Below are 13,561 nucleotides of genomic sequence, written 5' to 3'. Positions count from 1 at the left end.
CTGTATATATTCTCTATTTTTCATGTGTTACGATAACTTTAAATTTATTCACACCATTCTGTTGTACATCTAACTTTAATTTAAATCTATTGAGCTCTCTTTGCATCCATCCTGGGATGTGGCTGCAGTTTATGGTCAACTCGGAAAAATCCTTCTTTTCAAAAAACGGTATTAATACTTTTTTAGTAGTAATGTTGGAGTTGCTATTTTGTATTTCGATAAAATCTACAAAATACTTTCCGCCGCCACCATTTTCAACAATATAATGCATTTCATCATTTTTACTTTTAAAGGATCTTTCTATTAACTTTTTTTCCTCCTCTTCTTCTTTTTCAATTACATAATCCAAAAACTCATAAGGTTTTCCACTTATTTCCCATGAATTGATTCCGGACCTTTCAAGAATGTTGTAAGGTATCCCTGCGATTTCGGTTGCCACAAAAATTTTACAGTTTCCAAGTGATTCAATCATTTTATCAATTCTTCGTCTGATTAAGTTTATATCAGATGTACTATCAATCTGATATACTATTCTATTCTTTATTTTCCAGGCATCATTTTCCATTATATATACATTCACAAATGAAGGTTCTAAAAATGATGTTACTTTTCCTTCATTGTCCACCAATACCGCAATTTCCTTATTCATAGTTGTATTATTAAATTTATATTATAAATTTAATAAATATTTCACCCCATTCATAACTTTTTATTAAATTATAAGTGATATGCTTGATTATTTCAATATTTATTTTAAAACAACATAAAAAAATCACTTTATTTTAAAAAATGTTTTTAAAATAAAGTGACCTCTGGTGCTGGCAGTAGGCATCGAACCCACGACCTACTGATTACAAGTCAGTTGCTCTACCAGCTGAGCTATGCCAGCATATTGGCGACTTAGATGGGGATCGAACCCACGACCTCCGGCGTGACAGGCCGGCACTCTAACCAGCTGAGCTACTAAGCCATTATAATTGCTATGTGGTGGGCACAACAGGGCTCGAACCTGTGACCCTCTGCTTGTAAGGCAGATGCTCTCCCAGCTGAGCTATGCGCCCACATACAATGGTGACCCCTAGCAGACTTGAACTGCTGTTACCACCGTGAAAGGGTGGTGTCTTAACCACTTGACCAAGGGGCCCTTACTTAACACATCTATACTTCAAACATAAAATACAAATGGCGACTCAGATGGGGATCGAACCCACGACCTCCGGCGTGACAGGCCGGCACTCTAACCAGCTGAGCTACTGAGCCATTATAATTGCTATGTGGTGGGCACAACAGGGCTCGAACCTGTGACCCTCTGCTTGTAAGGCAGATGCTCTCCCAGCTGAGCTATGCGCCCACATACAATGGTGACCCCTAGCAGACTTGAACTGCTGTTACCACCGTGAAAGGGTGGTGTCTTAACCACTTGACCAAGGGGCCTTTACTGCCAAGCCTCTCTCGTGACCCGACATATCTTATAATACAAAATATTTTCTAAAGTGTCAACACTTTTTTTTATCATTTCCTTAAAATTTTGTATAAAGTACTCGAATTTAATAGGAATTTTCATCTGCATAGCCTATATAATCCATTATCATCAATGCAGTATCTTCGATTGCCCTTTTAGTTACATCTATTACTTTACAGTTTAATCTTTTTATAAGTTTATCGGAAAACTCCAGTTCCTGAAGTATCCTTTCTTCATCTGCATACTTTATACTTATAAAACACCTATGATAGCTGTCCAATCTGCGCTTTCGTATTTCTATAAGCTGTATTGGATCAATTGTAAGTGCTACTATCTTCTTCCGACTGACTTCAAACAACTCTTTTGGAATTGGGACTTCCGGCATAAGGGGTATATTTAAAGCTTTTATTCCTTTATTTGCAAGATACATGCAAAGAGGGGTCTTGGAAGTTCTGGAAAGTCCGATCAATATGACATCTGCATATTTTATACCTGCATTATTCTTGCTGTCATCATACTGGACTGCAAACTCCATTGCCTTGATTTTCTTGTAATATTTTGCATCTATTTGCCAGACAGCTCCCGGTCTATAGTCAGGTATTGTTTTTAAAATTCTCGCAGCCATGCTTATGCACGGTCCGAGTATATTGTTTATAGGTATACCGCTCTCAATGCATCTGCGGGTCAAAAACTCCCTTACATCTACCAGAACTATAGTAGATATTATGAGTATGCCGTCCTTGCTCTCTAAACCATCTATAAAATCATTCACATTTTCATAGCTTTTAACGTACGGTACTTTTTTAACCTGTACACTTTCAGAAAACTGACATGCAGCAGCTCTTGCCACCTGCTCGGCAGTTTCTCCAATAGAGTCTGACACAGCATATATTTTCAACAATATTATTCATCTCCTAAGTAAACAGTTAATTACATAATACCATATAACTCTTATGTTTTGAAAATTCCATTGATATATTTACTTATCAAACACATTAAAGTACAATATACTACGGAAGGAGTGTTCAATTTGTTTCATGAAATAATCATAGTCGGCGGCGGTGCTTCAGGATTGACAGCAGCAATTACTGCAAATGATATGGGGAAGGATGTCGCTGTATTGGAAGGCTCAGACAGGATCGGCAAAAAAATTCTGACTACCGGAAACGGCAGATGCAATATAACAAATAAAAATCTGTCCATGAATAACTATCACAGCCTCAATAACTGCTTTTTCAGGCATGTACTTGATGAATTCAATTACAGGGATACTATTGATTTCTTTAATTTACTCGGCCTTCCGCTAATTACATTGGATGACGGCAAAACATACCCGATGTCACTGCAGGCTTCTTCTGTACTGGATATATTCAGAATGGCCATTGAAGATAGAGAAATTCCCGTATACCTGAATTCCAAAGTTAAGTCAATAATTAAAGGAAAAGATATATTCAAAGTAATATGTGACAATCAAAATTTTGAATGTAATGGACTTATATTATGTACTGGAGGCAAATCTGCCGCCAATACCGGTTCAGACGGTTCTGGCTTTGTACTTTCACAAAAACTAGGCCACCATATAATAACTCCCGTGCCCTCTCTTGTACAGTTAAAATTGAAATACAATCACCTCAAAGCCCTGTCTGGAATAAAATTTGATGGTTCCTGCGAATTATCAATAGACAAAAAATCAGTGAGAAAAGACTATGGTGAAATACTCTTCACAGACTATGGAATATCAGGCCCCCCAATACTTCAAATAAGCGGTCTTGCTTCAAGAGGCCTATTGCAGGAAAAAAATATATCACTAAAAATAGACATGTTTCCTGACTTAACGGAAAATAAGCTGATATCTTTCTTTGAAAACCATTGGGGTATACTCGGGTACAGAAGTGTCTGCGATTCCCTTATAGGAATCATAAATAAAAGGATGATACCTGTCATCTTAAAGGAAGCACTGTTGGATAATATACATAAACCTGCATCAGATCTAACCTGGAAAGAAAAAAGCAGAATATATTCTCTGTTGAAATCGTGGACCTTTATCGTATATGACACCAATTCCTTTAAAAATTCTCAAGTAACATCCGGAGGAATAGATACTCTTGAAGTAAATCCTTTAACACTGGAATCAAATATAGTGAAGGATCTATATTTTGCAGGTGAAATTCTGGATGTGGACGGTGACTGCGGCGGATTCAATCTCCAATGGTGCTGGAGTTCTGGAGTCATATCTGCTAGAAATGCTGCAAGGAAATTGTAACTTCCAATGTAATTATTTTACCCACAATGTTTGGACAATACACAATTCATTTCCATCATTATCTGATATTTTGTGCAGTCCCAGGTATTTGCCATTTTGTTCTTCAATTTTTGTTGAAGACTTTATTTTCCCGCCATAAGTTGCTTCCTTTTTATAACTTATATTTATATTTTTTATTGAATAATTTTCTACAATATCCAAAGGCACTGTTTCTATTGCCCAATCAACATATTTCACATTATTCACATGCCTGTTCGTATCTATGTCACTGTATCTTACATCAAAGTATTTTTCAAAATCAAATTTGTCCGGCAGATTTACATTATCTATTACAAGAGGTTCATTGTCCTCTTTAGTAAGCCCATATATAGAATACATATCGCTGCTTATCCTTTTAACTCTTCTCTTGTCAATATCTATAAGCAACCATACCGAATTTGCCCTGCAGACTATATCTTGATTTTTATCAATAATTTCAAAAGTTCTGTAACCATAAAATTTTAGAAACGATCTTGCATAGGTTCTAACTTTTAACTTCTCACGAAAACTCGGATATCTATTCACATATATATCCCACTTGTAGATTACCCAGGCTACTCTGTGCTGCTCCATGTAATCCAGTCCTCCGCCCATATTCTGTGACTGCTCGGTAGCAACATCATCAAAATAATTCATGATGCTTGTTATAAGCAGCCTTTTTTTAAAATCTATTTCATAGTAGTTAACTTGAAATTCTTTTTCTTTATATGTTGTGTTCAAAGTTTCTACCTCCCCTAAATAAAATATAATAATAATTTTATCATGAAATTTTTATATATACAATTAAAGAAGCTTCCAGCTGAAATTTCATGCCAAAAACTTCTTTAAAATCGATCTCTATATTTCAGATATTTTTATAGTCTGATCTCTTCCAGGACCTACAGATATTATTGAAACCTTCGTATCTGTGAATTGTTCTATCTTTTTTATATATATCTTTGCATTTTCAGGGAGGGACGCATAATCTCTTGCATCTTTTATGGTCTCATCCCAACCGTCAAATTCCTCATATACAGGTTCACACTGTGCAAGATCCTCAAGGCTTGCCGGTACATAGTCTATAATCTCTCCATTGAATTTGTAACCAGTACATATCTTTATTTTATCCAGTCCGGCAAGTGTATCAATTTTTGTGACCGCAAAGCTTGTAAGTCCAGAAACCCTGCTGCTGGTTTTGAGTATTACCAGATCAAGCCATCCACACCTTCTTGCCCTTCCTGTAGTCACTCCATATTCATGTCCCTGTTCTCTTATCCAGTTTCCCGTGCCGTCATTCAATTCTGTCGGGAAAGGTCCTTTTCCAACTCTTGTTGTATAAGCTTTTGCTATACCTACGGCCCCACTTATCATATTGGGTCCGATCCCAGCTCCAATGCAAACTCCTCCGGCAATTGTACTGGAAGAAGTTACATAAGGATATGTACCATAATCTATGTCAAGGAAAGTTCCCTGAGCTCCTTCAAACAATATCTGTTTTCCCGACCTTATATTGTTATATACTTCCACTGATATGTCTTTGACAAAAGGTTTCAGTTTCTCCGCATAAACAGAATATTCATTGTATACGGATTCAAAATCAAGTGTCTCACCGCCGTATACTTTGGATATTATTTCATTTTTTATACGGATGTTTTTCTCCAAATTTGCATAAAATACATCTTTGTGAAACAGATCACATACTCTTATGCCGCTTCTTTCCATCTTGTCAGTATAACAAGGACCAATTCCCTTTCCTGTAGTTCCTATATCACTTTTCCCTCTGGATTTTTCCTTGACACCATCCAGTATTTTATGATACGGCATTATAAGATGGGCTCTGTCACTTATCATAAGATTCTTGCTTGTAACTTCCACTCCATTTTTCTCCAGGTACTCTATTTCCTCAAAAAGAGCCTTTGGATCTAAAACCACACCATTTCCTATTATATTGAGTTTGTTTTTATAAAGTATTCCGGAAGGTATGAGGTGAAGCTTATACTGCTTATCATCTACTTCAACTGTATGGCCTGCATTATTACCTCCTTGAAATCTAACAACTACATCTGCTCCTTCAGCTAGGTAATCCGTCATTTTCCCTTTTCCTTCATCACCCCATTGGGATCCTAAAACAATAAATGCCGACATAAAATTTCCTCCTCATTGATTTATATATCTTTATACCATACTCTATTGTTCCTTTTCCGATATGTCCCTTGCTACTACTACTCCTGTGGTAGATGCCTGCATAAGCCCTCTTGTAATTCCGGCTCCATCACCTATGGTATAGAGATTTTCTATTTTGGTTTCAAACTTATTGTTTGTTTCAAATTTACTTGAATAAAACTTTACTTCAACTCCATAGAGAAGAGTGTTTTTGCTGTAGAGTCCTGGAGCTATCTTATCAAAAGCCTTTAATGATTCAACTATGGATGTAAGGTGTCTCTGTGGAAGTACAAAACTGAGATCTCCAGGTACCGCTGATTTCAATGTGGGAATGGTAGTTGATTTTTTCAATCTTGAATAATCCGTTCTTCTTCCATTTAAAAGATCACCTAACCTTTGAACCATTATCCCGCCTCCGGTCAGCATATTTCCAAGTTCTGCAATATATTTTCCATAAGCTATCGGTCTGTCAAATGGTTCTGTAAATGCTGTGGACACCAGCATTGCAAAATTAGTATTGTCTGTTCTCAGTTTTTCTTCTGAATAACTGTGTCCATTTACAACTGCTATATTTCCATCATCATAATGTTCCTCTGAAACCACTCCTCCCGGATTCATACAAAAGGTCCTGACTTTATTATCAAAAGTATCCGAATAATATACTAGTTTAGCTTCATATAAATCCTTTGTAAGATGATCCATTATAGAATTGGGAACTTCTACTCTGACTCCAATATCCACAGCATTATTAACGGTCTTCACGTTGAGTTTTTTTGATTCCGAACTCCACCATTCAGCACCTCCCCTTCCAGGGGCAACAATTACATATCTGCCTTCTATGTCCTTGATTTCACCTTTCTTTTTAATTCTTACTCCCCTTGCCTTTCCATCTTCTACAAGCACTTCCTGGACATCTGTAAGTTCACTGAATTCCGTATTGGTATTTCCCAATAGATGATGATACATTCTTTTCAGAACATCATAAGCAAGCTCTGTTCCCAGATGTCTGACAGGGCATTCTATAAGCCTTATATTGTGCTTACTGGATTCATACTTGATTTTATCCACTTTTTCATTATTCAAGCCATATACTGTCTTATTGGCTCCAAATTTCAAATATATGTCATCACAATATTTTATCAACTTTCTACAGTCATCTTCCGAAAAATAATCCAATATTCTGCCCCCTACTTCAGGGCTCAGGGAAAGCTTCCCATCAGAAAAAGCTCCAGCTCCCGACCAGCCAAAGGTTATGGCACATGGATTACATCTAAGACACTTGCCGGTTATTCGTTCAGGACACTTTCTTTCTTCTATATTTCTACCTTTATCTATTATAATTATATTCAAATCCTTATTCAGCTTTGTGATTTCCAAAGCAGTGAATATTCCTGCCGGTCCCGCGCCGACTATTATAATATCGTATCTATCTTTCAAAACGCATCACTCCATTAATATGGTATCAGAAGTCAGTATTTCCGTCAACAAAAATACGAATGTTTATTGTAAAATTGATGTTAAAATTCGTACCACTACAATAAGGCTGTGGATAATATTTCTTCCACAGCCTTATTATATGATTATAGATTCAATTGTATTAAGCACAATTTATTATCCGTCTTATATCCTGCTCCATCCTGATCAAGTCTTCGAAGCTCCTTGAAGATGCCTTTTCACCGTCCAGTTTATCAAGTACCGTAATAAATTTCATAAAATCACAATTACCCGCTCTTTCTCCAATTCCTGTAACGGTGCAGTTTACAAATTTTGCTCCGGCCTCTGCGGCACCCAGAGAATTCGCTATTGCCATACCAAAATCATTATGTGCATGTATTTCCACTTCCACCGGCACTTCCTGCATAAGCTTTTTTATATGATAAAATATTTTCCGCGGATACAAAATTCCTACAGTATCTGCATATCTCACCCGTTTGACTCCCAGTTCGGAAATAACCTGACACAGCTCAATCAAAAAATTTATATCTGCTCTGCTTGCATCCTCCAGTCCTATGGTTACTTCAAATCCTTTATCTACAGTGTAGGCAACACATCTTTTTATTGTGTTCATAACCCAGCTTCTGTCTTTTCCCAATTTGGATTTAATTTGTATATCAGATGACGGAATGGATATATGAATTATATCAACTCCACAATCTATAGATTCATCTATATCTTTAATATCCATTCTGTTCCATGAGGATATTTTACTATTTAACCCCAATTCCACAATCTTTTCTATACTCTTCTTTTCATCTCCACCCATGGCCGGTACGCCTGCTTCTATTTGACTAATACCCATATCATTTATAATTTCTGCTATTTTTACCTTTTCATCTACTCCTAAAGCAACACAGGCTTTTTGTTCGCCGTCCCTCAGAGTTGTATCTACAATATTGATATCCATTCTTCATCACCTCATCTCAAACATGTATTTTTAAAATCATTATAGATTTGGATTAATTCGTCGTCAAAAATATTTCTCTTCAGTTTTATGCTCAATTCTCTTACCTTCTTCAAAAAAGCATCCATATCTATATCTCCACAATCTATATTTAATTCATTTAATCTGATTATTATAGCTTTTCTCCCGGAGTGCTTGCCTATATACATAGTCCTCTTTTCTCCAATATCATAAGGATTGTAGGGTTCATACGTAACTGGATTTTTTTCGATTCCATCTACATGAATACCAGACTCATATTTAAAAATGTCCTCTCCTATTACTGCTTTCATGCGATATACTTTTTCATGGGTCAATTCAGTATAGATTTCTGCTATTTCACCTATCAATTTTAGGTTTCCGGATACTTTCCCGTTCTTTATAACTTTAAGCCCCACAATAACTTCCTCTAAAGATGCAAGTCCGTAGATCTGTCCATTGAAAGCTGCAGTTACAGAATCCGCTCCGTCCATACAAGCCTCAATACTTATGGCTGTAGCCATGCAATATATGCTGTCTGCACACATATCCACCTTCACATGAAATTTTTCTTTTATATTATTTATTAATCTTTTCCAACCGCAAATATTATATTTTACTACATGTTTTATTCTTAAACATTCCAAGTTAAGTTTATCTAAAATTGAAGGATCTTCTCTTTCATAAAATTCGTCTAAAATTTTAATATCCACTTCAAGCATTATTTTTTTATCCTTTAAGATATTCAGGGCATTTTCATTTAAGGTCAGACTTTTTTTATAATCTATAGCTGCATATTTAATATCAATTTTATATTTATCCATAAAATATATGTCTGAAGCATCCTCAATTCTGTATATATAGTCCAAGTTTTTCGGAATATCTCTTATTTTATTTAAAACATCCCTGTCAACCTCTATCATATTTACTCCTAGATCTTTAAGCATTGTCAGAAATTTTATTGAAATACCGCCATCAACTTCTTTTAATTTCTTTACAACCTCAGGTAAAGTCCTATCTATAATAACTTTTTCACTATTTTTAATAATAATGGACATATATATCACCTTCTCAATCCTAGAGGATAAAAAATCAATTCATTATCTCACATTAATTTCTCCCTCTAATATTTTATTTTCTTTCATTTCTTTAACAGCTTTCAAAATTCCCTTGTTTATGGAGTCATACATTTCAATAAGCTTGATTCCTTTTGCCCCCAATTTTTCCTTTGGCTCAAATCCAGCCCGAAGTGCAAGTACAGCATTGCAGTCACCTATGGTTCTGATAATTTTTGAAATCTTGTCTTCATGCTCATCACAATCATCAGATCCTGTACAGTACTTATCAACATTTCTTTTTTCTAAAAATCTTATGGTCCCGGAAGTATAAGAATAAATATAAAATTCTGTAGTATGTCCAAAATGCTGGTCTATATTGACACCGGATTTAGATGAAACTGCAAATTTATATTTTACATTTTCATCTGTATTTTTCTCCATTTTACTTGAACATTTTCCTGCACAGCTTCCGCATCCCATATTTCTAAAATCTATAGAACAATCCTGTGCCAGAGTTCCTATTGCATCTGCCCTGCACTGCTTGCAGTGATACATCTGTTTCACGTCTATTTCACATTTTTTTCTCATTTCATTCAATTCTACATTCGACACGAGAGGCAGATCCTCAAACTTACTTCCCTGAACCGGTATCATCTGCATTATGTTTGTCATATATACTCCACATTCTTTTACTTTCTGGACAACTTCCTTGATGTGGTTGTCATTTATTCCTTTCAACATAACTATATTCACTTTACAAATTATACCTTTCGAGCACAAATACTTGAGTCCTGTAAGCTGGTTATTTAAAAGTATCTCTGCTGCCTCTTCCCCTATATATTTATGTCCCAGATAATTGACTTCTCTATATATTTTAGCTCCTATTTTTTTATCTACTGCATTCATAGTTACCGTGACATGTGATACTCCAAGCTCTACAAGCTGGTTTGCATAAAAAGGAAGCATAAGCCCATTAGTGGACAGACAAAATGTAGTTTCAGGTGATTCTTTTCTTATGAGTTCAAGAGATTCTTTTACCTCATCGAAGTTTGCCAGTGCATCTCCCGGACCTGCTATCCCCACGACAGTTAAATTTTTCATCCTGCTTTTTACCAATTTGAATTTTTCAAGGGCCTGTCGAGGACTCAGAACTTCACTTGTAACTCCAGGCCTGCTCTCATTTGCACAGTCATATTTTCTGCTGCAATAATTACAACTTATGTTGCATTTCGGGGCTACAGGTATATGCATCCTGGCAAATTTATGTGCATTGTCCCCAAAACACGGATGAGTACAGGTCTTGTCATTATTTAACTTTACTTCAGCTACTGGCTTCATTTCTTCCTTCTCCTTATTTTTCATTTCTGCAATAGGTGCATAAAAATCATCATATGCCTTTTGCCTATAGGTCTCCTGTGTATGCTCAAGCATGATATTTGCCACACTGTCTATTAAAAAAGCCGAACCATTATATCCCGTTATTATTTGTCTTTGTCCGCCAACTCTATCATGAATTGGGAATCCGATTCTTACTATTTTAAGTCCTAATTTTCCAGCCATCCTTCTTCCATCAGAATTTCCTATCAATAGATTTACCTGTAACTTCTTTGCATAACTCTCCATAGTTCCAAAATCAGTATCATCCAGCACAATAGAATCCTCTTTTTGAACTTTTAGTTCCTCTTTAAGCTTCTTTCTTAAAGCTTCATTTTTAGATCCCATTCCAATCATCTTGATAAGTATTCCATTTTCCAAGCATAGTCTTGCAGTTGCATATACAAGTTCAGGTTCACCATATAAAATCACCCGTGCTTCACCTGTATATTTATGATTATCTATCATGGCATCCAAATATCTGCCTTTTTGAGTTATATAATCCTCAGGTATAGAAAAACCTGTTATTTTCGATATTAATGAAACAAATTCATTTGTATTCCTAAGTCCTATTGGTATTCCACATTTGTAAAGCGGCACCCCGAATTTGTCTCTAAGATATACTCCCGGTGAGTTCTCATCTGATATTGTACTTCCCATTTCAATTGTAGCTAAAGCTCCCGACATTTTTTTTATGTCATCTATCCTGGTACCACCTTTAGGTATTCTCCTATATTTTTCATTATGCGGGGAATCAAGCGTATTTGATACGTCCGGCAAAATAGTATATCCTATTTTGAAATCATCCAATATTCTCTTTATGTTCCTTACATCTCCTGGATTCAAATTAGCACATATTATGTTTAATTTTCCATTCTTTTCTGACTTTTCGCAGATTTGTTCTACGATTTTTCTCAATACAACGAAATATCCTTCAGCCTGCGTAGCACCATAACCAGGTGTAGGTGCAGTTATTATCCTTATATTTTTAACTTTTTCATTATTCTTTTCTTCTTCATAGAATTCTTCTACTATTCTCTTAGTATCTTCTCCAATGGTTTCTGCCAAACAAGTTGTAAGTATTCCAATAGTAGACGGATTATACATTTTAATCATGTTTTTTAAACCTTTTTTTAGATTCTTAGTACCTCCATATACAGTACCCTGTTCAGTAAGAGCAGATGATGCTATATCAACAGGCTCATTGTAATGGGTAGCCATGTGTCTTCTAATATAAGTACTGCAGCCTTGGGACCCATGTAATATTACCATATTGTTTTCTATACCTTTAAATGCCATGACCCCGCCCATAGGCATACACATTTTACATGGGTTTATATCTACATTTACCAGTTTCTTGTTACTCATTCCCAATCATCTCCTCAAAAATTTATTTTATATATACTGCCAAACAGGGCTGTTTATAGTTAAATCTATTTCCTTTGCAAAATTTACTGCTCCCTGAAATCCTCCAAGTATATGCTTTCTCTCATGATTATGGTCACAAAATGCAACTCCGAGTTTATATGCAAGAGGTCTCTCTTTAACTCCTCCTACCAGAATATCCGCACCTTTTTCAACCATAAATTTTTCAAGTTCATATGGATTTGCATCATCAAGTATTACAGTACCTTCATTTGTAATCTTTTCAATTATTTCATAGTCTTCAGGCTTACCTGTCTGGGTTCCAACCATGACAGTTTCCATTCCGAGATCCCTAAACTGTTTTATAAGAGATATGGCTTTATAACCACCCCCTACATATATGGCAGCTTTTTTACCTTTCAACCTTCCTCTGTAATATTCAAGTTCAGGCTGTATTTTTTCCTCTTCATATTTTATAAGTTCTTCTGCTCTTCGTACTGTACTCTCATCACCCATGATACTTGCAATCTGAAGCAGTGAGTTCTCTGTATCTTCCAATCCGACAAAACTTGTTTTTATAAATGGAATGTCATACAACTCTTCCATTCTCTTTGCCAGATATCCCATGGAGCCCGCACATTGAACTATATTCAGTTTAGCTTCAGGAGCTTTTATTATCTCATCATATTTTCCATCACCTGTTAGCTTGGATACAATATCAATGCCTATTCTTTTCAAGTAATTTTCTACCACCCATACTTCCCCTGCCAGATTAAAATCACCAAGATAGTTGATCCCATTTACTTTTTTTGAGCTCTTCTTATCACCTATAAGTTTTATTATTGCATCACAGGCAGCCCTATATCCCATTGACTTGTTTCCCGAAAATCCAGGGGACTTTACAGGTATAACTCTTATTGAATATTTTTTTTCGGCCATTTTACAGACTGCATCTATATCATCACCAATAACACCAACTATACAGGTTGCATATATGAAAATAACCTTGGGACTGAACTTTTTTACAATTTCGTCCAGAGAATCCTTCAGCTTTTTTTCTCCTCCAAATATGACGTCCGTTTCACCTAAATCCGTAGAGAAACTGTTTCTAAACAATTCAGAACCGCTGCTCAAGCTGCCTCTTAAATCCCATGTATATGCTGCACATCCTATTGGTCCATGAATCAGATGGAAGGCATCAGTTATAGGATTTAGAACTACTCTGGCACCGCAATACACACAGGCTCTCTGGCTTACTGCACCAGATACACTATTTTGATCACATTTGATTTTATTTTCATTATCTTTGGAATTGTAACAGACAAACTCTTTTCTGTCTTCTATAATTTCAGCTTTTCTATTTTCCATAAACTCGCCTCCAAAAGCCTTATTTAAAGTGAATTCAGGATGAAGTCATCCTGAATTCAAAATAATTGATT

Annotated in this window: 10 protein-coding genes and 7 tRNA genes; 1 reads left to right on the top strand and 16 read right to left on the bottom strand. The window is 35.8% G+C overall.

Going from position 1 to position 13,561, the window contains the following annotated elements; genetic code table 11:
• Nucleotides 1–13: 13 nt before the first annotated feature.
• From anfO to LKE46_RS15150, 9 genes are all read right to left on the bottom strand, one after another.
• Complete coding sequence (gene anfO, locus LKE46_RS15190) at nt 14–649, bottom strand: Fe-only nitrogenase accessory protein AnfO (protein ID WP_291724166.1); 636 nt, start codon at nt 647–649, stop codon at nt 14–16.
• A 164-nt stretch (nt 650–813) separates the two neighbouring features.
• Nucleotides 814–889, bottom strand: a tRNA-Thr gene (locus tag LKE46_RS15185).
• Between the two features lie 4 nt (nt 890–893).
• A tRNA-Asp gene (locus LKE46_RS15180) sits at nt 894–970 on the bottom strand.
• A gap of 15 nt (nt 971–985) precedes the next feature.
• A tRNA-Val gene (locus LKE46_RS15175) sits at nt 986–1,061 on the bottom strand.
• Between the two features lie 8 nt (nt 1,062–1,069).
• Nucleotides 1,070–1,144: transfer RNA gene (locus LKE46_RS15170), tRNA-Glu, on the bottom strand.
• Nucleotides 1,145–1,183: 39 nt separating this feature from the next.
• Nucleotides 1,184–1,260, bottom strand: a tRNA-Asp gene (locus LKE46_RS15165).
• Between the two features lie 15 nt (nt 1,261–1,275).
• Nucleotides 1,276–1,351 (bottom strand) — tRNA-Val (locus LKE46_RS15160).
• Between the two features lie 8 nt (nt 1,352–1,359).
• Nucleotides 1,360–1,434, bottom strand: a tRNA-Glu gene (locus tag LKE46_RS15155).
• Between the two features lie 113 nt (nt 1,435–1,547).
• Entirely contained in the window at nt 1,548–2,363 is an 816-nt protein-coding gene (locus LKE46_RS15150) for a pyruvate, water dikinase regulatory protein (RefSeq protein ID WP_291724162.1), read from the bottom strand.
• 129 nt (nt 2,364–2,492) lie between these two features.
• Here LKE46_RS15150 and LKE46_RS15145 point away from each other — a divergent pair, with 129 nt between their 5' ends.
• Nucleotides 2,493–3,725 (top strand): NAD(P)/FAD-dependent oxidoreductase, encoded by a 1,233-nt coding sequence (locus LKE46_RS15145; protein ID WP_291724158.1) that lies wholly within the window; start codon nt 2,493–2,495, stop codon nt 3,723–3,725.
• A gap of 12 nt (nt 3,726–3,737) precedes the next feature.
• Here LKE46_RS15145 and LKE46_RS15140 read toward each other — a convergent pair whose 3' ends face one another.
• From LKE46_RS15140 to nifE, 7 genes are all read right to left on the bottom strand, one after another.
• Complete coding sequence (locus LKE46_RS15140; RefSeq protein ID WP_291724155.1) at nt 3,738–4,484, bottom strand: acyl-[acyl-carrier-protein] thioesterase; 747 nt, start codon at nt 4,482–4,484, stop codon at nt 3,738–3,740.
• 117 nt (nt 4,485–4,601) lie between these two features.
• Nucleotides 4,602–5,888: an adenylosuccinate synthase gene (locus LKE46_RS15135; RefSeq protein WP_291724153.1), complete on the bottom strand. Its 1,287-nt coding sequence runs from the start codon at nt 5,886–5,888 to the stop codon at nt 4,602–4,604.
• Nucleotides 5,889–5,930: 42 nt separating this feature from the next.
• The gene (locus LKE46_RS15130) at nt 5,931–7,343 is read right to left on the bottom strand and encodes an NAD(P)/FAD-dependent oxidoreductase (RefSeq protein WP_291724150.1); all 1,413 of its coding nucleotides are present in this window, start codon (nt 7,341–7,343) and stop codon (nt 5,931–5,933) included.
• 160 nt (nt 7,344–7,503) lie between these two features.
• Nucleotides 7,504–8,310: a homocitrate synthase gene (locus LKE46_RS15125; protein WP_291724145.1), complete on the bottom strand. Its 807-nt coding sequence runs from the start codon at nt 8,308–8,310 to the stop codon at nt 7,504–7,506.
• A gap of 11 nt (nt 8,311–8,321) precedes the next feature.
• On the bottom strand, nt 8,322–9,383 hold the full coding sequence (locus LKE46_RS15120; RefSeq protein ID WP_291724141.1) for a homocitrate synthase/isopropylmalate synthase family protein: 1,062 nt from the start codon (nt 9,381–9,383) through the stop codon (nt 8,322–8,324).
• Between the two features lie 42 nt (nt 9,384–9,425).
• The gene (gene nifB / locus LKE46_RS15115; protein WP_291724138.1) at nt 9,426–12,125 is read right to left on the bottom strand and encodes a nitrogenase cofactor biosynthesis protein NifB; all 2,700 of its coding nucleotides are present in this window, start codon (nt 12,123–12,125) and stop codon (nt 9,426–9,428) included.
• 27 nt (nt 12,126–12,152) lie between these two features.
• Complete coding sequence (nifE, locus tag LKE46_RS15110) at nt 12,153–13,490, bottom strand: nitrogenase iron-molybdenum cofactor biosynthesis protein NifE (RefSeq protein ID WP_291724135.1); 1,338 nt, start codon at nt 13,488–13,490, stop codon at nt 12,153–12,155.
• Between the last annotated feature and the right edge of the window lie 71 nt (nt 13,491–13,561).

The organism is Clostridium sp., from assembly GCF_022482905.1.
Lineage (GTDB): Bacteria > Bacillota > Clostridia > Clostridiales > Clostridiaceae > Clostridium_B.
This window is presented reverse-complemented; position numbering and strand designations above follow the sequence as displayed.

Coding starts and splice junctions, on each gene's coding strand:
- LKE46_RS15135 (WP_291724153.1), bottom strand. CDS start 5,888: ATGTCGGCATTTATTGTTTTAGGATCCCAATGGGGTGATGAAGGAAAA.
- LKE46_RS15125 (WP_291724145.1), bottom strand. CDS start 8,310: ATGGATATCAATATTGTAGATACAACTCTGAGGGACGGCGAACAAAAA.
- LKE46_RS15120 (WP_291724141.1), bottom strand. CDS start 9,383: ATGTCCATTATTATTAAAAATAGTGAAAAAGTTATTATAGATAGGACT.
- anfO (WP_291724166.1), bottom strand. CDS start 649: ATGAATAAGGAAATTGCGGTATTGGTGGACAATGAAGGAAAAGTAACA.
- nifB (WP_291724138.1), bottom strand. CDS start 12,125: ATGAGTAACAAGAAACTGGTAAATGTAGATATAAACCCATGTAAAATG.
- nifE (WP_291724135.1), bottom strand. CDS start 13,490: ATGGAAAATAGAAAAGCTGAAATTATAGAAGACAGAAAAGAGTTTGTC.